At 40.1% G+C, this 22,239-nt stretch carries 19 protein-coding genes; 8 read left to right on the plus strand and 11 right to left on the minus strand.

All coding sequences use genetic code 11. The features are described from left to right. The first annotated feature begins 119 nt into the window (after window positions 1–119). Entirely contained in the window at window positions 120–1,280 is a 1,161-nt protein-coding gene (locus tag IX83_RS03605; protein ID WP_038499301.1) for a TIGR01620 family protein, read from the plus strand. 189 nt (window positions 1,281–1,469) lie between these two features. On the opposite strand, the gene IX83_RS03610 is transcribed toward IX83_RS03605, so the two are convergent. The 4 genes from IX83_RS03610 to ugpB all read right to left on the minus strand — a co-directional run bounded on the left by IX83_RS03610 (window position 1,470) and on the right by ugpB (window position 5,755). Then, the gene (locus IX83_RS03610) at window positions 1,470–2,570 is read right to left on the minus strand and encodes a sn-glycerol-3-phosphate import ATP-binding protein UgpC (protein ID WP_038499304.1); all 1,101 of its coding nucleotides are present in this window, start codon (window positions 2,568–2,570) and stop codon (window positions 1,470–1,472) included. 10 nt (window positions 2,571–2,580) lie between these two features. Further along, window positions 2,581–3,426, minus strand: coding sequence for a sn-glycerol-3-phosphate ABC transporter permease UgpE (gene ugpE / locus IX83_RS03615; protein WP_038499309.1), 846 nt, complete (start codon window positions 3,424–3,426; stop codon window positions 2,581–2,583). Between the two features lie 14 nt (window positions 3,427–3,440). Next, window positions 3,441–4,322, minus strand: coding sequence for a sn-glycerol-3-phosphate ABC transporter permease UgpA (gene ugpA / locus IX83_RS03620; RefSeq protein WP_038499312.1), 882 nt, complete (start codon window positions 4,320–4,322; stop codon window positions 3,441–3,443). Window positions 4,323–4,450: 128 nt separating this feature from the next. Next, window positions 4,451–5,755 (minus strand): sn-glycerol-3-phosphate ABC transporter substrate-binding protein UgpB, encoded by a 1,305-nt coding sequence (gene ugpB, locus IX83_RS03625; RefSeq protein ID WP_038499315.1) that lies wholly within the window; start codon window positions 5,753–5,755, stop codon window positions 4,451–4,453. A 178-nt stretch (window positions 5,756–5,933) separates the two neighbouring features. Between ugpB and proC the strand changes: the two genes are divergently transcribed. After that, window positions 5,934–6,755 (plus strand): pyrroline-5-carboxylate reductase, encoded by an 822-nt coding sequence (gene proC / locus IX83_RS03630; RefSeq protein WP_038499318.1) that lies wholly within the window; start codon window positions 5,934–5,936, stop codon window positions 6,753–6,755. Window positions 6,756–6,985: 230 nt separating this feature from the next. Here the strand turns inward: proC and IX83_RS03635 are convergent, their stop codons facing one another. The 5 genes from IX83_RS03635 to IX83_RS03655 are packed head-to-tail and all read right to left on the minus strand — an operon-like array spanning window position 6,986 to window position 12,843. Continuing rightward, entirely contained in the window at window positions 6,986–7,612 is a 627-nt protein-coding gene (locus IX83_RS03635; protein ID WP_236620623.1) for an SCO family protein, read from the minus strand. Then, window positions 7,599–9,614, minus strand: coding sequence for a M3 family metallopeptidase (locus IX83_RS03640; RefSeq protein WP_038499321.1), 2,016 nt, complete (start codon window positions 9,612–9,614; stop codon window positions 7,599–7,601). Before IX83_RS03640 ends, IX83_RS03635 begins: the two co-directional genes overlap by 14 nt. A gap of 18 nt (window positions 9,615–9,632) precedes the next feature. Continuing rightward, complete coding sequence (gene folD, locus IX83_RS03645; protein ID WP_038499325.1) at window positions 9,633–10,490, minus strand: bifunctional methylenetetrahydrofolate dehydrogenase/methenyltetrahydrofolate cyclohydrolase FolD; 858 nt, start codon at window positions 10,488–10,490, stop codon at window positions 9,633–9,635. Further along, entirely contained in the window at window positions 10,487–11,110 is a 624-nt protein-coding gene (locus tag IX83_RS03650) for a response regulator transcription factor (RefSeq protein ID WP_051919220.1), read from the minus strand. Before IX83_RS03650 ends, folD begins: the two co-directional genes overlap by 4 nt. Beyond that, window positions 11,107–12,843: a PAS domain-containing sensor histidine kinase gene (locus IX83_RS03655; protein WP_038499328.1), complete on the minus strand. Its 1,737-nt coding sequence runs from the start codon at window positions 12,841–12,843 to the stop codon at window positions 11,107–11,109. The genes IX83_RS03650 and IX83_RS03655 overlap by 4 nt, the downstream gene beginning before the upstream one ends. A 120-nt stretch (window positions 12,844–12,963) precedes the next feature. On the opposite strand from IX83_RS03655, the gene IX83_RS03660 reads away from it, so the two are divergent. From IX83_RS03660 to IX83_RS03685, 6 genes are all read left to right on the plus strand, one after another. Then, a complete protein-coding gene (locus IX83_RS03660; RefSeq protein WP_038499332.1) occupies window positions 12,964–13,629 on the plus strand; it encodes a response regulator transcription factor in 666 nt (221 codons plus the stop codon). 7 nt (window positions 13,630–13,636) lie between these two features. Beyond that, window positions 13,637–14,740, plus strand: coding sequence for a sensor histidine kinase (locus IX83_RS03665; protein ID WP_077315948.1), 1,104 nt, complete (start codon window positions 13,637–13,639; stop codon window positions 14,738–14,740). 17 nt (window positions 14,741–14,757) lie between these two features. Continuing rightward, window positions 14,758–16,644: a potassium transporter Kup gene (locus IX83_RS03670; protein WP_038499335.1), complete on the plus strand. Its 1,887-nt coding sequence runs from the start codon at window positions 14,758–14,760 to the stop codon at window positions 16,642–16,644. Window positions 16,645–16,718: 74 nt separating this feature from the next. Beyond that, window positions 16,719–17,729, plus strand: a complete 1,011-nt coding sequence (locus IX83_RS03675) for a magnesium and cobalt transport protein CorA (RefSeq protein ID WP_051919223.1) — start codon at window positions 16,719–16,721, stop codon at window positions 17,727–17,729. Window positions 17,730–17,731: 2 nt separating this feature from the next. Continuing rightward, on the plus strand, window positions 17,732–17,974 hold the full coding sequence (locus IX83_RS03680; protein WP_038499338.1) for a hypothetical protein: 243 nt from the start codon (window positions 17,732–17,734) through the stop codon (window positions 17,972–17,974). 247 nt (window positions 17,975–18,221) lie between these two features. Continuing rightward, entirely contained in the window at window positions 18,222–19,334 is a 1,113-nt protein-coding gene (locus IX83_RS03685) for a methionine biosynthesis PLP-dependent protein (protein ID WP_038499340.1), read from the plus strand. A 414-nt stretch (window positions 19,335–19,748) separates the two neighbouring features. Here IX83_RS03685 and recJ read toward each other — a convergent pair whose 3' ends face one another. Both recJ and IX83_RS03695 read right to left on the minus strand, forming a co-directional pair. Further along, complete coding sequence (gene recJ / locus IX83_RS03690; RefSeq protein WP_038499343.1) at window positions 19,749–21,440, minus strand: single-stranded-DNA-specific exonuclease RecJ; 1,692 nt, start codon at window positions 21,438–21,440, stop codon at window positions 19,749–19,751. Next, a complete protein-coding gene (locus IX83_RS03695) occupies window positions 21,428–22,222 on the minus strand; it encodes a hypothetical protein (protein ID WP_038499345.1) in 795 nt (264 codons plus the stop codon). The genes recJ and IX83_RS03695 overlap by 13 nt, the downstream gene beginning before the upstream one ends. Window positions 22,223–22,239: the final 17 nt, after the last annotated feature.

Raw genomic sequence — 22,239 nt, forward strand, 5'->3', positions numbered from 1 at the left:
CAGATAGCGGTGTTCGGATGAGTTTAGGTCTGGTGTAATCGAAAAAATTACGTGATGAGATGGTTGAGATCTGAATGGGCTTACATGTGGGATAAATAAAAAATAGGTATAGGTGAACGATGTCAAAAGAAGTATTTTCTGCACAAGCGTTTAAAGAAGTGGAAACGACAAGTCATGAAACGTGGTCGGGTAAACAGGTATTTGATTCCGCGGATTTTAAGCAGATAGATAGTGATGATGCGGGTTATCAAAGTGACGCAGATCCTGAAATTTTGTGGCAGGATACAGAAACGACTTCATGGCAAGCACCCAGTAAGATGGTAAGGTATCTTTTATGGTTTTTGGGCTTGTTGCTATTGTCATTGGGGATACACTTGGTTTATCACTTGGTGCAAGCGGGGTATGACGTATTGTCGGCTTTTCCTCAAGGTCATGTATTCTTGTCTATCGCCGATTTTATTTTTTATCTTGTACTGGCCATGGCGATGTTTGCTTTGGTATTTTTAATTTATCGTGAATATCGTAGTTTGCGTTATTTGCAAAAGTATGAAGAGGAACAACGTGCCCTAGGCGAGATGTTAAGCGAAGTTGCACAAATTCACGATAAACAAGATTTGTCATTGGTTCATCATCACGGCACCTTGACGTTTAAAAGTGCCGAAGACGCAAAAAACTGGTGTTATGAGACATTGGATCGCATGAAGATTTCGGTACATAGTCCTGCCGTCATAGATTGGAAAAACGCGGTAAATGAATACCATCAAGCGATGGATGTTCTTCAATTATTTTCTCAAATTGTATTAGAACCGTTTGATCAAAAAGTATTGAAAGGCGTGCATGAACGGGCTGCTACCGATGCTGTGGTGGTAGCTGTGTCCCCATACCCTTTGATCGACATGTTATTTGTGTGTTGGCGTAATATTCGTTTGATGAAATGGGTAACCAGCCAATATGGCATGAATCTAGGCTATATCGCTAGAATAAAACTATATCGTTATGCACTGTTTAATGTGGCGGTTGTGGGCGTGAGTGAATCGATCGATCAATTTACAGATGTGAGTTATTTGATTTCGCACGGTATCTTGGGAAAGTTTTCTACCAAAGTGATGCAAGGTATGGGAATGGGGTATTTGAGTGCAAGACTGGGTGTGAAAGCCATGCAGTTTGCTCGTCCTTTGCCATTTACACAGAAAAATAAACCAAGCTTATCTACTTTGTCTCAAGTGTTATTTCAAAGAATTAAAACCTCTTTAATGAAGTCCGAAAAACATTCTGAATAAGGTGTGGATCAAAAAAATCCTAAGTGAATGAAGTATTATCAAATTACAAACGCTTTAAATACCTGATTCACAGTGCCGTCAGCTGTTTTGTGATGAAGTGGTGGTATTAATCAAGAGATGCTGATTTAAGCAATCTGTTGACTTTGATAGAAAGAAAAAAAGGTAGTCATGACGACTACCTTTGGTGAATTATTTGGATTCAGGTGGATTGATGCGACGTTTTGTTTCGGGATCAAACCAATGTAATGGATGTCCATCATCAATACGAATATGATACATTTCACCTGCGATAACATTTAGATGTTTATTGTCTCGTACATCTGCACGTAAAACGGTTTTAGTAGAACCGATCATTCCGTGTACCAGTTGTTCAGAACCTAATGTTTCCACTAAATCAATGGTAAAAGGAATACCTTCATGACCTAATGAAATGTGTTCTGGACGGAATCCCATGATCACGCGTCTATTTCTTACATAATCAGGAACCAAAGAAGCGGGTAGTGGGAAAGTCGCCCCTCCTTTTACCTCAGTAATGGTTCCCTCATCGCAAGTATCAACTTCAACTAAGTTCATAGGAGGGGAGCCGATAAAACTGGCTACAAAGGTAGATGCTGGCTCGTGGAATACCTCTAAAGGTGTGCCGATTTGTTCTACATTCCCTTTGTTCATCACAATCATACGATCGGCCAAGGTCATCGCTTCGATTTGGTCGTGTGTCACATACAAGCTAGTTGTACGTAAACGACGATGCAATTTTTTCATTTCCATACGCATTTTGACGCGAAGCTTGGCATCTAGGTTGGAAAGAGGTTCGTCAAATAAGAAGATCTTAGGCTCACGCACAATGGCACGACCCATTGCAACACGTTGACGTTGGCCACCAGAAAGCTGTTTGGGTTTGCGATCTAGAAGATGGCTTAATTCTAGAATTTGGGCCACTTCTTCGATACGTTTAGAAATTTCTTCACGAGATTTTTTGCGAATCTTTAAACCATATGCCATATTGTCATAAATGGTCATATGTGGGTATAACGCATAGTTCTGGAATACCATGGCAATGTTACGATCTTTGGGTTCAAGATTATTGACGCATTCATTGTCAATAAGAATTTGGCCCTCGCTAATCGTTTCAAGACCAGCCACCATTCTCATGAATGTTGATTTACCACAACCAGATGGTCCGACAATTACGATGAACTCACCGTCATTCACGTGCATATTTAAGTCTTGAATTGCCGTGAATTTATTTTCATAAGTTTTTCTTACATGTACAAAATCTAATGTTGCCATTTGTGAGTCCTTATTTTTCTGTATCTACTAAACCTTTGACGAACCAACGTTGTGCCACGATGACGACTAAAGCGGGAGGCAACATGGCAAGTATGGAGGTTGCCATGATTTGGTTCCATGGGGTTAAACTGTCACCATTACCCATCATACTACGGATACCCACTACGATAGGGGTATGCTCGGTGCTATTGTTAATCACTAATGGCCATAAGTATTGGTTCCATCCATAGATAAATTGGATAACAAATAACGCCGCAATCGTGGTGTATGATAAGGGAAATAAAATATCTTTAAAGAATCGCATTGGGCCAGCTCCATCGATACGAGCGGCTTCGACTAGCTCGTTTGGAACGGTCATAAAGAACTGTCTAAATAAGAAAGTAGCCGTGGCTGAAGCGATTAAAGGTAAGGTTAAGCCAGCATAACTGTCTGCCAAACCAAAGCTTGATACTACCTGGAAAGTAGGCGAGATACGTACTTCAACAGGTAACATCAATGTGACAAAAATCATCCAGAAACAAAGCATACGGAAACGGAAACGGAAGTAAACCACCGCGTATGCCGATAACATGGAAATCACGATTTTGCCCACTGTAATAATAATGGCAATAATAAAACTAGACCATAGCATTTGGCTGACGCTAGTTTTGCTTAAACTCGATGTTTCAAATAATACTTGAGAATAGTTTTTAAATAAATCTAAACCGGGTATCAAAGAAATAGGGGGCTTGGTCACAGAAGCCAAGTCTTGTGTTGACGCGACAAAAGCGACGTAGATAGGAAAGGCAATAACCAACACACCCAGAATCAAAATGATATGCGAGGTGGCGGTTAGCCAAGGACGACGTTCTACCATTTTTGTATGCTCCTTTAGGTGTACTGCACTTTACGATCAACGTAACGGAATTGTAAAAACGTGAGACCAATCACCAAGATCATCAAGATAACAGACTGAGCACCTGATGAACCGTAGTCATAATTGTGGAAAGCGGTTTTATAAACGTTATAAACCAAGATGTTCGTTGATGTGCCAGGGCCACCTTGGGTAGTGGTATCGATAATGGCAAATGTCTCAAAGAAAGCATAAACCATGTTCATGACGACCAAGAAGAACGTAACAGGCGATAATAATGGGAATACAATCGACCAGAAACGTTTAGCTGGAGAGGCTCCATCAATCGCGGCTGCTTCAATCAAAGAACTAGGAATGGATTGTAAGCCTGCCAAGAAGAATAAGAAGTTGTAGGAAATTTGTTGCCAAACCGTTGCAATCACAATCAAGGTCATGGCATCAGAACTGTTTAAATTAGGGTTCCAATCAAAACCAAGTGAGGTGATGTAGTTACTAATTGTTCCGATGGCAGGTGAGAATAAGAAAGACCACAATACCCCTACAATCGCTGGAGCCACCGCATACGGTAAGATTAAAACGGTTTTGTAGATGGTGGAGCCACGAATGACACGGTTTGCCATAACAGCCAGTAACAGTGCAAGAGCTAGTCCTACAAAGGTGACTAAGAAAGCATAAAGAAAACTAACGCCAAAAGAATGAAAGTATTCTAGGTTCCATAATTGGGCAAAGTTATCAAATAATACAAATTCGGTACTACCGCCAAACGTATCTTCAATAAAGAATGATTGCCAGATTGCTTTACCAGCGGGAAGAAAGAAAAATACTATGGTAATGGCTAGTTGAGGTGCTACTAATAGCCAAGGTAGTAGCTTATTTGAAAAGACAACACGCTTATCCATTTTTGAATGTGGGTTTATTAAAATTGCCTATATTATAAGGTTAATGGACAGCTTTGTCGCCAAAAACTGCCCATTATTGTGATAAAAACGACACTTTTTAAGTTTTGTCGATTTTTTAATGGGATAGATTATTTCTCAGTTTGTTTCTGGAAACGTTCTAATAACTTATCACCATCTGTTTTCATATTTGACAATGCTTTGTCAGCGGTGATTTTGCCATTAAATAAATCTTCAAGATTACGTTCTTCAATATCACGAATCGCTGGTAAGAAACCTAGACGAATACCTTTTGAGTTGGTTGCCGCGGTACGATTTAACTGTTTTACAGCAATATCCGCACCAGGGTTCTCTTGGTAATAACCTTGTGCTTCAGTTAACTCGTAAGCAGCTTTGACAACAGGAACATAACCTGTTTTTTGGTGCCAGAAGGCCGCAACTTCAGGTTTTGTTAGGTATTTGAAGAATGCCACGGTAGCTTTGTTTTCGTCATCTGATTTACCAGAGAATGCCCATAAAGAGGCTCCACCGATGATACTGTTATGCGGATCGGTATTGTCCGCGTAATAGGGTAGATAACCTACTCCATAGTTAATGCCTGTTGCAACGATGGTAGCACGAGCACCTGATGAACCAGTAAACATCGCACATTTACCTGAAGTGAAGCGACCTGTTGCATTATCAGCACGACCGCCATAAGTAAATGATCCCTCTTTAGCCATATCCGCTAAGAAAGTTAGATGTTTTTTGAATGCGTCTGAATCCAAAGCAAGACGTGCATTAAGACCATCAAAGCCGTTGTTTTCTGTTGCATAAGGGGTGTTAGCAATCGCTGCAAAGTTCTCAATCATCACCCAAGCAGGCCAAGTAGTGGTATAAGCACACTCTACGCCAGCAGCTTTAAGCTTATTACCATAGTCTCTAAGTTCTTCATACGTTCTAGGTGGTTTCTCAGGATCTAGACCAGCTTGTTTGAACAGGTCTTTGTTGTAGTAGAAAACAGGTGTTGAGCTGTTAAAGGGCATAGAAACAAGTTTGCCATCTTTATCAGAGTAGTAAGAAGCGATACCTGTGATAAAGTCAGAGGCTTGAATAGGGTTACCTACTTTTTCGCTTAATTCACCAACTGGTACGATAGCACCTTTGGAATACATCATGGTGGCGGTACCGACTTCAAAGACTTGAAGAATGTTAGGTGCTTTTTTGGCACGGTATGCCGCGATACCAGCGTTCATTGAGTCGGTGTAACTGCCTTTATAAGTTGCAACGACTTTATATTCGGATTGTGAATGGTTGAAATCGTCCACGATTTTGTTGACGGTTTCACCTAATTTCCCCTCCATGGAGTGCCAAAACTCAATCGTGGTCGTTGCGTGTGCAACACCGGTCATGGCAAATGTACTAGCGATAGCTAAAACTGAAGTTTTAAGTCTCATGATTTTCCTCTTTGTTTATGGATTTTTCAATACTAGTATTTAACCATAGAATTGTGACAGTAATGTGTCAGTTTATGATAGTATCCGTATAAAGTTTAATAGGAAGATATTCGTCAAAAGAAAGATGAATGTTTTCTGTATGATACGATAGACGAACACGAGATAATGGAGAAATAAGATGTCTTTTAAGATCGCTTTTATTGGTGCAGGTAATATGGCAACTGCCATAGTGAAAGGCTTGCTCAAAGAAAATTTGTACCAAAAAGAAGATATTTTGTTATTTGATCAACAAGAAGAAACTTGTCAAAAATGGATAAAAGAAGAGGGGATACAGGCTTATACACAAGCGAATGAGGCCTTGAGAAACTGTGATTTAGTGGTGTTGGCGGTTAAACCTCAGGTGATGCAAGAGGTGGTGATGAGCTATCTTCCTTATTTAAAGGATGATAGTTTGATTTTAAGTATCGCGGCAGGTATCAGTCTAGATAAACTGAATACATGGTTATCAAATGATAAAAATGTCTCTCGAAAAATAGTTAGAGTGATGCCCAATACGCCTTGTTTAGTGGGACAGGGGGCTTCGGCTTATTTTGCCATGAATCTTAGTGAAGCTGATAATGTGTGGGTACAACGTATATTGGGTAGTTTAGGTGTGGTGGTAGCGTGTCAAAAAGAAAGTGAGCTGGATGCGGTGACGGCTTTGTCAGGAAGTGGGCCAGCTTATGTGTTTTTGTTTATTGAAAGCCTTATCAAAGGTGCTGTTTCGCTTGGCTTAACGGAACAGGATTCGCGTACTTTGGCGTTACAAACACTAAAAGGTGCCGTGGCCTTAATGAGTGAAAGTGGCGAATCTGCAGAGGTGTTAAGACAGAAAGTGACTTCTAAAGGTGGCACCACGGCCGCTGCATTAGGCGTGTTTGAACAATCGGGATTTAAGCAAATCGTCTCAGAAGCCATGTCTGCTGCGGATAAACGTTCTAAAGAATTATCTCAGATGTAATGGTGTTCGTTGAAAAAGTCGTGATAAAGACAGTAGGGCGGCATGCTCTCATTCATCGTGTCTTAGCGATGATCGAACGCTTGGGCTCTGTTTTAGGTGGGTTAAGATATATTTGTTGAATGAGTCGTTATCTACTTCACGAGTTACGCAATCTATGATGAATGCGTTTGATAAAAGGACTGAACAGCGATGATAAATGGCTGAACAGTCCTTTTTCTTAATGAATTGTCTTACTGAATTAAAGTTTTGAGGGCTTTGATTAAAGCATCGGGTTGGTCAGCATCGGAGGCTAAGAATCGGGCTTTGCCTTTTTGGTCAAAAATATAAATACCTCTGGCATGCATGACCTCATAATCCGTATCTTGAGATGCGTCTTTGGGACGATCCACTTGATAGGACACACGATAACGTTTGGCAATACTTTGAATGTCTTTGGGGGAACCCGAAAGTCCAATCGCCCCGTTTTTAAAGGCATCCACATAGGTTTGTACATTATCTGGCGTGTCTCTAAGCGGATCAACGCTGATGAAGATGATTTGTACTTGTTTGCTAGCGTCTGGACCTAGTTTTTTTAGGACTAAGTTAAGCTGTGCCAAAGTCAAAGGACAAATATCAGGGCAGTTGGCATAACCAAAAAACACAACAGCTACTTTCCCTGCCACATCTTTTTCAGTGACCACTTGGTTGTTGCGTGATAATAGTTTGAATGACAAATCAGGAAGATTGCCAGAAATAGGATAAACCACGCTTTCTTGGGCGGTAAATGATAAGGAATCGTTTGCTGTTGCAGTCGTTCCTAAAGCGAGCATGGATAAACAACAGATAATGCTCGCTATCTTGGTTTTAAGCTGACTCACTTAGTCCTCCATGTCTTAATAATGCGTCAATTTTAGGATCTCTGCCACGGAATGCTCGGAATGACGTTGCCGCAGGGCGTAAACCACCGACAGATAGGATTTCTTGGCGGAATTTTTGACCCATTTGAGCATAATCTGGATTTTCCTCAAAAGCAGCATAAACGTCTGCAGACAAGACTTCTGCCCATTTATAGCTGTAATAACCCGCTGCATAGCCACCTGCAAATAAGTGAGAGAAACTATGCGGGAAACGGTTCCATTCAGGGGCTTGGACGACAGAGACTTCTTGACGTACCTGATGTAATAATGCCATGACCTCATGAATCGTTAAAGATTGAGTTTCTTGATGAAGCAATATATCAAATAAAGCAAACTCAATCTGACGCACCGTCTGCATGCCACTTTGGAAGTTTTTGGCCGCTATCATTTTTTCGTAAAGTGCTTGAGGCAAGGGTTCTCCTGTTTGCCAATGTGAGGTCATTGAAATAAGAATGTCTTTTTCCCAACAAAAGTTTTCCATAAATTGGGAAGGTAACTCGATAGCGTCCCATTCGACCGCACTAAAGGCAGATATTTGATCATAAGGGACTTGAGATAGAATGCAGTGTAAGGCATGTCCCATTTCATGGAATAGGGTGATGACATCGTCATGCGTTAATAAAGAGGGGCGATCGCCTTGTGCAGAGGGAAAGTTACACGTTAAGGTCGCCACTGGCAAGATAAGCTGATCTTTAAAGACTAAACGAGGTCGTTCACCATTTACCCATGCACCGCTTTGTTTACCTTTGCGTGCATATAAATCCATGTACAAATAACCTAGTTTTTGGCCATTTTCTTCTAAACAAAAAAGTTCAACACTAGGATGCCATACTTTTGCATCGCTGACGGGTACCATGTCCACGTTATACAAGCGTTTGATAAGTTTTTTTAAACCGTCTAACACTTGTGTTTGAGGTAGGTATTGTCGGACTTCTTCATCCGAGTAGTGGTAACGTTGCTGTCTTAATTTTTCTGAAACATAGGCATAATCACAAGGCTCTAGTTCTGTGATGTTCAAATGTTCTTTGGCAAACGATTTCAGTTCATTGACATCTTTTTGAGCAAAGGGTTTTGCTTTTTTGGCTAATTCTCTTAAAAACTGGACGACACTTTCTGTGTTTTCTGCCATTCGTGTCTCAAGTTTAAGGGCTGCAAAGTCATGAAAACCAAGTATTTCGGCTTGTTCATGACGTAACTTCAATTCTTTTTCAATATTCTCAGCATTGTTGAATTTAGGGTTACCTTGATCAGAGGCTAGGGTGCTATATCCTCGATGAACGGCACGTCTGAGTGCTTGATTATCAGCGTATTTTAAAACGGGAATAAGAGAGGGGGCTTTTAATGTAAACTTCCATCCCGCCTCGTCGCCTGCTTCCTGTCGTGCCATATCGATGACGGATTGAGGTAAGCCACTGAGCTCGGCTTCATCATGACAAAAATACGCCCATTCATCGGTAGCATCTAAACAGTTTTCAGAGAATTTTTGTTGTGTCAAAGCCAGTTCTTCATTGTTTTTAGCAAATGCTTCTCTTGCTTGCCCTTCGAGTTCAACGCCTGCTAAACGGAAATTTTTCAACGCAAGATCGACGACACGTTGTTGTTCATGGGTCAAAGATTCTTTGCTTAAAGTGACATAACAGTTGAACAGTTCTTTGTTTAAACCTACCCAAGTAGAAAATGCACTGACCTGAGGTAACAGTTCATTGATCACTTCTCGAATTTCAGCGGTATCTACCACGGCATTTAAATGTGTGGCAACCGTCCATGCACGGCTTAGATACATGGATTCGGGGTTGTGACAAAGCAAATCAAAATCAGCTTTTTCTTGACACTGACGAATCGTTTCTAAAATCGTTGATTTTTCTTTTTCTAATAAGACAGGAATTGCTTCTTTGATATGTGCTGGCGTGACTGACGCATAATCTATTAAACTTTCTAGAGGGGCAAAAAGGGGATTGTTCATCTTAGGTTTCCAAAAAAATTAAAATGTCGTTAATGTTTTTTCAGCCGCTTCGATGGTGTTGACCAATAACATCGTAATGGTCATGACACCCACACCACCTGGTACAGGCGTGATATATCCTGCCACTTCTTTTGCGGTTTCCTCATCCACATCACCGCATAACTTGCCATCCTCGCCACGATTAATACCTACATCGATCACCACGCTATTTGGTTTTATCATATCGCCCGTGATCATTTTTGGCTTACCTACCGCAACGACTAAAATATCGGCTCGTTTGGTGTGGGCGGCTAAATCTTTGGTTTTTGAATTACAAATGGTTACCGTGGCACCTGCTGCTTGTAAAAGTAGGGCGATCGGTTTACCTACGATGTTTGAAGCACCGATAACAACGGCCTCTGCACCTCTTACGGTAACGTTCGTTTTTTCAATCATTTTCATGATGCCATAAGGTGTGCAAGGGATGAATTTAGGTTGGCCGATCATCAATGCCCCCGCGTTAGCAACATGGAATCCATCTACGTCTTTATTTGGATCAATAGTGGCGATAACCTTTTGGGGATTGATGTGTTTGGGTAAAGGTAATTGAACCAAAATACCATGAACGCTAGGGTCTTGATTTAGTGCCTGAATTCGCTGGCACAATGCTTTTTCCGACAGATCGCTAGGAAATCGTTCAACCTGAGAAGATAAGCCCATCTTGATAAACGTATTGTGTTTGTTGTTCACATACACTTGTGAAGCGGGATCATCGCCCACCAAAATCACGGTAAGGCTAGGAATAATGCCTTTGGCTTTAAGGGCCTCAATACGAGGCTGTAGTTCATTTTTGATTTCTTCGGCAATAGCAGGTCCGCTAAGAATTTGTGCGTTCATGGCTCTCTCTTATGTTCGTTGATTTTGAAAAATATGCGCATTAGATCAGCAACTGTACTGGCTTCCAGTTTTTCCATAATATTAGCACGATGTGCTTCCACTGTTTTGATGCTAATGCTTAAATCATCAGCAATTTGCTTGTTTAAACGACCATTGCTGATAAGATTTAGGACAGATCGTTCGCGTTCAGTTAAACGTTCATAAAGTTTTTGGTAAGTGACGCGTTCTTGATATACGGCATACATCTCATAAGCTTCAGAATACAGCCTATCGATATGTACTTTGAGATCTTTGTCTGAAAAAGGTTTTTCAATGAATGCAGACGCTCCTTTTTTGACGGTGCTGACGGCTAAAGGAATGTCACCATGACCCGTAATAAAAATAATCGGTAAAGGTATTTTCTGGGCAACGATTCGATCTTGTAGTTCTAATCCAGTCATATCGGGCATACGAATATCGGCGATCAAAATGCCAGGGCCCTCATATCGGTAGTCATTTAAAAAGTTGATGGCACTTGCATAACTTTTGACTTTTGCACCTTGTGCCGTTAGTAATAACGTGAGTGAGTCGCGTACTGGATCGTCGTCATCAACAATATAAAGTGTGCAATCATTACTCATATTAACTCCTTATTATGTAATGTTTGGCTGATCGGTAGGGTAAAGTAAAAACTCGCTCCCACTGTATCGGTATTGTTTTTTGCCCATAGATGTCCATGATGAGATTCTATGATAGTACGACAAATATTCAATCCCATGCCTAAACCTTCTTTTTTGGTACTGAAAAACGGCTCAAATAATCGATCAGGTTCTTTTATGCCTGTTCCCTTATCTTTTACCATAAATAAGACCATGTTTTGGTCGATTTTGATGTGCAGTTCTAATGGTTCTGTGGTGTTTTGGGACATGGCATCAAAACCATTTTTGATTAAGTTTAACAATACTTGTTCAATCATCACTTTATCGGCCATGATTTCTGGCAGATCATCGGGAATATTTGCTTGGATTTGAATACCGTAATGTTTGGCGTTGATTTTGGCTAAATCCATTGTGTTTTCGATGATTTCATAAATACTGACTAATTCTTTATGAGGTTCTGAACGTTTCACAAATTCGCGGATACGACTGATGATTCTGCCTGCACGTTGGGCTTGTTGAGAGGTTTTAGATAAGATTTCTTTGAGCGTTTCTTTGTTCAATGTATCTTGATCCAAAAGTGTAATGGCCGCTTGATGATAGTTGGTAATAGCGGTCATGGGCTGATTTAGTTCATGGGCCAATGAAGAAGCCATTTCTCCCATCGTGGTTAATCGACTGGTGATTTGGGCTTTTTCTTGTTGGTTCAAAGACTCTTGTTCATGGCGTAAACGTTCAGTGATGTCCCTTGCCACCATCATTTTGGCAGGAGTTTGATCCGTCCATTCTAAAGATTGAATGGTGAATTCATAACTGCGGTCATTTTCAACAAAATGTGTTTGAAATCGTTTGTTATTGGCTCGAATATAAGGCATTAACAAGGTAGTGACAGGGATGTGATTATCCTCAAACACGCGTCTAAAGGTTCGATTGCTAAATAGAATTTCATGGATATTCTTAGCATTGATGACGACCACGGCATCATCCATGGTTTCCAGTACTTTGTGAAAGCGAGCATGTGCAGAAGATAAGGCCGCACGTGTACGTTTGGGTTCAGTAATATCGGTTAAAGAGGTAATCCAACCGACTTGAGTGCCTTTGGGGTCACGTAAAGGTGAGACAAAAAGTCGGGCACTAAAGACGGAACCATCTCGTCTAATGGCTTCCATTTCAATACCTGAATTAGGCACTTTCCCCGCTAACACAAATTCTAGCTGTTCATAATGTTCTGACATTTTTTGGGGATCCCAATAAGGATAGGGGGGATCTTTATCCAAAAGATCGACTTCATTCCAACCTGTAATGCGGCAAAAAGCAGGGTTAACGTATAGTACCTTTCCTTTCATATCCACAATTCTCATGCCAGTAGAAATAGAACTTTCAATCGCACGACGATATAAGGTTTCTGCTTTTAACGAGGCTTCAGATTGTACTTGAGAATGAGCATAACTCCACAAAGCGAGTAAACTAAGTACGATAATCGTGGAGATAGCGATAAAAAAGTAATTGAGGCGATTTTTGGAGGATGAATTTATCCAATCAGATAACTCAATATCATCACTGATATAAAGCTTTTGTAGGGTAAAAAAACTTGCCAGTACCAGTAAATATAAAATTAGAATAAAAACGGGTGCTAGCCAGTAAAGACTACGTTTGGGTCTCGTAAACTTGTCATAAAATCTAGATGTTATTTGATTTGTTTGTTCTTCAAGTTGCATGAAACGCCTGTTAAAAATAATACGTTTAAATGAAAAGAATTAAATCTTAGATAGTATTAACTAAGTATTTAACTTTAATCAGCGTTAAAATCAATGAATATTTTTTAATATACACTAATTATGCAAATTTTGTTGGTAGAAGACGACAATATGTTGGGAATGGCTTTAAAGGATTTTCTTTTAGAGCAAGGGTATCAAACACAATGGGTGGTATCTGGACAGCAAGCCATTGATGCCATCAATCAAAAACCTGTTGATTTATTAGTATTAGATTTAAATTTGCCTGATATGAGTGGGCTAGATGTGTTGAAGTACGTTCGATCTAAAAATATCGATAGTAATGTACTGATTTTGACTGCTCGAGATGGTATTCAGGATCGTGTTGCTGGCTTAGATGCTGGGGCAGATGATTATGTGACCAAGCCTTTTGAACTCGAGGAATTAGCTGCTCGATTAAGAGTATTTGCAAGAAGACGTTCAGGTCATTCTGCTCATTTAATTGAATTGGGGCAACTCGTTTTTGATATGCGTACAAGAGAAGTGACGGTTCATGGCAACCGCTTGAATCTTTCTGTTCGAGAATTGTCGGTGTTGGAAATTTTGATGAAAAAAGTTGGTAAGGTCGTCACCAAAAAACAGATTTTGCACTCTCTGTCAGAAGTCGATACGGATTTTACAGAAAATGCGGTAGAAGTGTATATCTATCGCTTGCGTAAAAGAATTGAGGGTTTAGGTGTGAATATCCAAACGATGCGAGGATTTGGATATATGTTAGAAGAAGAATAAGGTGACTATGCGTCCACAGCAAGGTTTAAAAGAATCTCTACAACAAGGCGTACAACAATACATCATTACTCCTTTAAGTAGTAAAGGCTCCTTAGTACGTTATTTCTTAGTACGATTGGTACCAGCCTTGATTATGTTGATTTTGCTGGATCTATTAATGACTTGGATCATTATTAGAAAAAGTTTTGTCTCATCATTTGCCCTAGATAATATTTTTTATTTGATGATATTGGCTCAGGTCGTGCTGATTGTCGTGTTTGGTTTATTAGTGTGGGTGAGTGTCCGAACAGGTATTGAATTAATTCGTGATATTTCTAAACAGATTGATGCCAAAGGAGATAAGGATCTGAAACCGATTGTATTGCCTGATGTTCCTACAGAATTAATCCCTGTTATCAATCATATTAATGACCTGTTTATGCGTCTTAATGTGGCGCTAGATGCTCAAAAACGCTTTATTCATCATGCCGCTCATCAGTTAAGAACGCCTTTGGCCACGTTAAGGCTAGAGTCAGAGATGATGTTATCCCGTGATTTGCCAGAAGACGCGAAACAGCGAGCAGAACGTATTTACCATATTAGTAATCGCATGATTCGTCTGGGCGAACAGATTTTATTATTGGCTCGTGTGGATCACCATGTTCAAACGCATGAAGTCTTTGCACCCATTGAATTAGGAGAATGGATGCAAGAAGTGGGATCGCAATGGTGGACAAAGGTTAATGCCAAGAAAATCGAGTTTGAATTGAATATCGAAGATAAACAAGATGTCTGGATTGTGGGCGATAAATTATTATTAGAAGAATTGGTAGGCAATTTAATTGATAATGCACTAAAATATGCGTTGCCAAAAAAAATTAAGTTAGAGGTAACCGCTCATCCGCCTACTATTGTTGTAGAAGACGATGGAATAGGCATATCCCAAGATGATCAGCCTCATATTTTTGAACCATTTTATCGTTCCGCAAAAGCACAAGTCAGTGGTAGTGGTTTAGGCTTGCAGATTGTTTCTGAAATTGCCCGAGTGCATGGTGCTGAATGTATGGTAAAAAGTTTACCCGAGTTTTCGGGGACAAGAATGGTAATCCGTTTTCCTCAAGTACACGAATAAATAATAAGGAGTGACGAATGTCAAATCAATCAGGTACTCAAGTTAGGCCTAGTACGGCACTATTATTGGGTGCGTTAGGTGTTGTTTATGGCGATATTGGTACCAGCCCGTTATATACATTGAGGGCTTCCTTAAAGTCATATGGCGATGCCTTGTCAAATATCCATATTTTGGGTGTCTTATCGATATTGTTTTGGTTAGTTGTATTAGTGGTATCGGTTAAATACGTTATCTTTGTTCTCAGGGCAGATAACAACGGTGAGGGCGGTATTATCGCTTTGATGGAATTAACCATTCGAGGCATTACCGAACATAAACGAAAAGTCTTTACGATTCTAGGTATTTTTGGAGCCTGTTTGTTCTATGGGGATAGTATGATTACACCAGCTATTTCGGTGTTATCTGCTTTAGAGGGGATAGGCATTGTGTCACATACCTTGGATCATTGGGTGGTACCGATTGCCTTGGTAATTATCGTCACGTTGTTTATCGTGCAATCGCGAGGAACAGGGACGATTGGTAAGTTTTTTGCTCCCGTTATGTTGGTTTGGTTTACATCCTTAGGTGCCTTTGGTTTGTGGAACATTATTCAGGAGCCTATCGTTTTAAAAGCCGTCAATCCTATTTATGCCATCGATTATATTTTGCATAATCCATCGCAAACCTTTTTCTTATTAGGGTTTGTGGTGTTAGCCTTAACTGGGGCTGAGGCACTTTATGCGGATATGGGCCATTTTGGACGACCAGCCATCTCAAGAGTTTGGTTTGCCTTGGTGTTGCCTGCCTTATTACTTTGCTATTTTGGACAAGGTGCCGCCGTGTATCGCGATGCCTCGGTGTTAGAAAATCCTTTTTATTATTCCTTACCAGAATGGGCGTTAATTCCTATGGTGGTGGTGGCGACTATGGCAACGGTCATCGCTTGTCAGGCCGTGATTTCAGGTGCATTTTCCTTAACCTATCAAGCCATGCAGTTAGGTTTTTGGCCAAGAATGGAAGTTAATTACACTTCTGAACAAGAAGAGGGGCAAATTTTTATTCCCGTCGTGAACCGTTTGTTGATGGTTTCCGTGATTATGTTGGTATTAATTTTCCAAAGCTCTGATCGTTTGGAACATGCTTACGGCTTTGCTGTGACGGGAACAATGTTGATTACGTCTATTTTGGCCTTTTCAGTATTGCCTCGACATATGCAGGGCTGGCGATATTGGTCAATGAAAGCATTATTCTGTTTATTCTTATTCATTGATACGATGTTGTTCATTGTGAATGCTTTGAAGATTGGCGATGGAGGCTGGATTCCATTGGCGGCCGCACTAGGCATTTTTACATTGATGATGACTTGGTCAAGTGGTAAGGCATATTTATTAAAGGCTGAAAGAGTCAATAAACAAGCATTAAAGCCATTCTTAGACTTATTGTTAGTAGATAGTACACGTCGTGTTCCAGGTACGGCTATTTTTATGTGTGCAGATAATGAATATGTGCCAACGGCTTTATTGCATAATCTCAAGCATAATAAAGTATTACAGGAACAGTTATTGTTTGTGTCGGTTAAAGCAACCGATGTGCCTTATATGGCAGATGAGGATCGCTATGTATTGAAAGATTTGGCGGATAAGGCGTGGTCGATTGATTTGTATTATGGCTTTAAGGAAGAGCCTAATGTGCCTCAAATTCTTGAAAAAATCGCAACCTTACATAACGAAATTGATATGTCTTATATGTCAACTTCTTATTTCTTGTCGCGTCAGACTTTGGTGATTTCTGGAAGAGGCAATATTATTCGCCGATTACGTAATACCTTGTTTGGCTTTTTATCAAGAAATGCGGCACGATCCACACGCTTTTATAAAATTCCACCTAATCGCGTGGTGGAGATGGGTATGCAGATCGAGCTGTAGTCTGTTGAGATCAATAATATCAAGCCTGTCGATACAATATGTCACAGGTTTTTTTTATCAAAAGGAGCATTCATATGGCAAAAGTAAAAGCTCGTAAGATTAATGATAATCCAGTGGTTGCATCGGTTTTATATACCAATGGTAAGCCTGTATCGACCCCAGATGTAAATGATGTAAAGGATGTGTTATCAAAAATTAATCCTCAGAATACTTTGTTGTGGCAGTCTTTCAAAGATCCGAGTGATGAGTTTTTAAAGAATCTCTGCCATCAATATCGCATCGATGAGTATCTTCATGATGATATTATTCGCTCATACCAACGACCTGTTGTGGTGGACTACGGCCAATTTATTATGATTGTTTTTATCACCTTACGTCGTTTGAATAAGAAAATTATTCCAGAAGAATTTAAGATGGTATTTGGTCAAGGCTTTTTATTTACCGTTAGACGTGGTGACATGTTTAACCAAATTAATGTACGCGAACGCTTGAGCAAAACCCCAGATTTAATCGCACGTGGAAGCGATTATGTTGCGGCTGAAATTATAGAAGTCGTCACAGACTTTTATATGGAAATGATTGATAAATTAGAAAGTGAAGTCAAAGAAGCTGAACGCGATATGATGCTCAAAGGCTTTAGAGAAAAAGAAGTTAGACGTTTGTATCGTTTAAGACGAGATATGTTGAGAATCCACACGATTCTTGGTCCTAGTATTGAAATTTGTAGAAGATTAGCGGTTGTGAAAACGAATGTTATTGAAGCCGATGCACATTCTAATTACAGTATCGTTGCCGATCGATTAGCTCGCTGTGATGAACATGTTTCCGCTTTAAGTGAAGCCTTGCAATTTGCGTTTGAAACCAGTGTGATGATTAACGATATTCAACAAACCGATATTACGAAAAAATTGGCCGCATGGGCAGCGATTTTGGCGGTACCTACAGCGATTGCAGGTATCTATGGAATGAATTTTGAACATATGCCTGAACTAAAGTGGACGTTTGGCTATCCCTTATGTATCGTCGTGATGTTGGGGATTTGTGCCAGTTTATACTATCGTTTTCGTAAGGCAGGGTGGTTATAGTCATGAGCAAAATAGTTTGGCCGTTATTGATAGGGATATTGGTGCTGGTCTTTTTTCTGTTTGGTTATTTTACTCAGAACAAAGATGATTTTGAATCATGGGCAAAACAACAAAAAGAGGCGGATGAACAGTTAATTAAACGTGCCAATATCCACTCTTACCAAGATTGTTTGGCATGGACAGCTGAACAAAAGATAAATCCTGCTTCGTGCCAAAAATTATGGGAAAAAGATAAAAGTGAATGATGCGTTAGCCTCTAAATAAAAAGAGTTTGTGTTGATGAAAAATGGGGTAAGGTAGAACAGCAGTAGTGCGGATGCCCCTAGAGGTGTCAGATAAGATCTGTTTCAAGTGTTTGAACTAAGCGAGCTAAATAAGGGGCTAAAGCTTGTGGCTAACGATGAATAAAGCGAGAAAAAAAGGTTTGGTAATGCCGAGACATTGTGTAAAATACAACGAGGATAAATCGTTAACTTTAGGCTGAGTATTGTCATGAAACAAAATATCGAAACACAATTAGTCCAACTAGGTAATCGCAGTGAACCGAGAACAGCTTCAGTCGCCACGCCAATTTTTTTAAGCACGGCATACGGACATACCGACATTAAAGGGGTGGCTCCTGCGGATTCGTTTGATTACATTCGTACTAAGAATCCGACGCGTAGTGTGTTAGAGGATGGCATTGCTGCTTTGGAAAAAGGCGATAGAGGATTTGCTTGTGCTTCGGGTATGGCAGCAGTTCAACTCGTTGCTAATTTGTTCAAAAGCCCAGATGAGTGGATTATTTCTAGTGATGTTTATGGTGGCACCTATCGTTTATTAGATCACGCTTATAAAAATAATTATGGGGTCAAACCTGTATATGTTGATACTACTTCATTAGAAGCGATTGAGGCGGCGATTACCCCTCAGACAAAAGCGATTTTTATCGAAACACCTTCTAATCCCTTGATGCAAGAATGCGATATTGACGCGGTTTCTAAGATTGCTAAAAAACATCAGTTACTGTTAATCGTGGATAACACCTTTTTAACGCCTGTTTTGTTTAGACCGATTGAACATGGTGCGGATATTGTGATTCACAGTGCGACCAAGTATTTGGCGGGCCATAACGATGTGTTGGCAGGATTGATTGTCGTAAAAGGTCAAGAACTCGGTGATAAGCTGTTCTTCATGCAAAATGGCTCAGGACCTGTTTTATCGCCTTTTGATAGTTATCTTACCATTCGTGGTATGAAAACATTGGCATTGCGTATGAAAAAACATGAAGAAAACGCTAAACAAATAGCTGTCTTTATGAAAGCATGTCCCGAAATTACCGATGTGTTATATCCAAATAAAGGTGGCATGCTGTCTTTCCGCTTAAAAGAAGAAAGTTGGGTGATTCCATTTTTAAAAGCATTGAAAGTGATTACGTTTGCAGAAAGTTTGGGAGGGACCGAAAGTTTTATTACTTATCCCGCGACCCAAACGCATATGGATATTCCTGAAGCGGAACGAATCGCAAGAGGGGTGTGCAATCGCTTGTTAAGATTCTCAGTGGGTATTGAGCATGTTGATGATATTAAAGCCGATATATTACAAGCTTTAGCACAGTTTAAATAAGTCGCTGATGAAGATAAGTGAAACCCAAACTTCTTTGTTGGTGGTGGATAAGAATGGCTTTTTAACCCTGTGTTTACAAGCTTTAGCACAGTTTAAATAAGTCGCTGATGAAAATAAGTGAAACCCAAACTTCTTCGTTGGTGGTGGATAGGAATAGTCCCTTAACACAGTGTTTACCTCTGTTAAGGGGCTTTTTATTGAACGGCTAACTTAAAATCGTTTTTTCTAATAAGTACGAAACATGCTCGGGCTAGGTTTAGTCAGCAGATATAGCGATTTAAAAGTTCTCGCACGAACATTCGTATCGAATCATCGGCCGACTTCGAGAGGGTGGATATCAATTTAAAAACTCTCTGCACGAACGTTCGCCCATAGACTTTTCATGGCCTACCGATAAATAAAAAACCATGATCATCAAACCTGATAACGTATCATTAATTGTGTGCCTTGCCAGTTATTCCATTCATTGGGTTGAAACTCGTAAACCAGCTTAACAGGATTAGGCAAGGCTTCTTGATGATTAAACCAAACCGCATCAAATACCATACCGTTTTTTTCTAGTTTTGCTTTGAGATGCTTTTCTTTTAACAATGTTTGTTGGATAACTTGAAACTCATCAAAGAAAATAGGAGCGGGAAATCCAGACCCCCATACTTGCTCACTAATCAGTTTTGCATTTTCAAAACAGCTCAATTCAGTAGGCAAACCACCATCTGTTTCAACGGTTGGTTCAAAATTTGTTTTGCCTGTTAATTCGATTACCGCCTCATCTAAAGCTTGATGAAAGATAGCTAAGGTATCTTTTTTGATACTGACACCTGCTGCCATCGCATGCCCACCAAAACTAATGATAATGTCTGGATGTCGCTTGGACACGAGATCTAAGACATCTCTGATATGCACGTCTGGAATGGAACGAGCGGAACCTTTGTAAAAACCATGTTCACTGGGAGCAAAGACAATGGTGGGTTTCCAATATTTTTCTTTTAAACGAGATGCCACAATCCCAATCACTCCTTCGTGCCAGTCTTGACCAAAAGATACGATACTTGGACGGTCCTCATTAATGTGTTCCAGGCTGCTTTCTGCTTCAACACGAATACTATCTTCAATTTGTTTGCGTTCGCGGTTAAAGTCATTTAGCTCCATAGCGAGTGTCATGGCGGTTTCTGGATCATCTGTTGTCAGCAATCTAATACCGATTTCCATATCTGCTAAACGTCCAGCGGCATTGATTCTTGGCCCAAGGAAAAAGCCTAAATCACTGGCACTTGCTTGTGAAATATTGGCACCTGATACTTTAAATAAGGCTTTGATTCCCTCGTGAGCCTTGTTATTCCTCATTAGTTTTAAACCATAGGAGACAAGAATACGATTATTTTGATCTAATTTAACCACATCTGCGACTGTGCCAAGTGCGACCATATCTAGTAATGATGCGATATTTGGTTGGTTCTCAGCCGTGTAAACACCTTCTTGACGAAATTTAGCACGTAATGCAATTAGTACATAAAAGATAACACCACAACCCGCTAGGCTTTTAGAGGCAAAAGAGCAGTTTGCTTGATTAGGATTCACAATCGCTAAGGCATCGGGCAGTGAAGAAGAGGGTAAGTGATGATCGGTAACTAATACATCGATCCCCACTTCTTTAGCACGTTTAATGCCGTCAAAACTCGCGATACCATTATCTACTGTAATAATTAAATCAGGTTGATAAGGGTATTGTTCTAAAATAAGATTAATAACCGCTGCAGATAAACCATAGCCTGTTTCAAAACGATTGGGAACAAAAAAATCAATATCCGCTCCCATCATTCTTAACCCTCTCAACGCCACTGCACAAGCGGTTGCCCCATCACAGTCATAATCAGCGACCACTAAGAGTTTTTTCTTATTGTTAATGGCATGAAATAAAATTTCGCTGGCTTTATCGATGTCTTTTAAGTCTTTAGGGCTTAATAAGGAATTTAGTTCAAAAGAGGGGGCCTGTTGAATACCTCTGGCTGCCCATAAACGTGCAAGAAAAGGGTTAACGCCTTGTTGAACAAGGTTTTCGTAATTAGCTTGAGGGATAACTCTTTCGGTAACTTTTATAGGTACCATGACAAATTCCTTGATTTTTGAGGTAATAGTTTTTGAATAAATGTTCGAGGTTCAAATAAATAGACACGATCGCTAGCACAAAGATATAGACTGGATGCTTCGCGAAATAACTCATCTAGGCGTGAAAGTTGATGAAGCCAAGCTTCCCAATTTTGTTGATAAAACGTCTCTTCTAACTCACGATAAATAAAGTCTGACTGCGTGTTGGCATAAACGGCCGCATCATATATCCAAACACTATTGCAACGATTTAGTTTTTGTTCATGAGTGGGATTTTTCAGTTGATGCCATCGCATTTGAAATTCATTCATGAATTGACGAATAGGACGATAAATAGGGTCTTGTGGCCACCAATCGACACATAGTTGTTGGGCGATGCTGTCCGTGGTCATCGCGGGTGCAGGGTATGTTACTGGACAATACCAGAGACCTGTACCAATAGGGCTTAATGTAGCATGAGTGTCGGCCAATATTTCTTGACAGAATGTTTGTATCTGATGATGTTCCTCCTCTGATACGGGAGGTTGAGTTAAACAATATCCGTCTTGTGTGAATTGAATATGCACGGCTTGAATAATTAAGCCATTTTGGTAAGGAGCTGTGAATTGTTTTTGGCTTATCCATTCTAGTGGTGTTTGCCCACAAGTTGGAAGATAGTCACTTCGCACGGCACGCATTTTTTTTAGATAGTTAGCAAAGTAAGGGGCTTTTTGTTGAATCTGCGGAAACAACGCCTGCATAATTGTTTTCGGTGGTAATGTACCTGTTATAATCTTTTTCATCGGATAGTTTATCAATT

It is taken from the genome of Basilea psittacipulmonis DSM 24701 (assembly GCF_000743945.1).
GTDB lineage: Bacteria > Pseudomonadota > Gammaproteobacteria > Burkholderiales > Burkholderiaceae_B > Basilea > Basilea psittacipulmonis.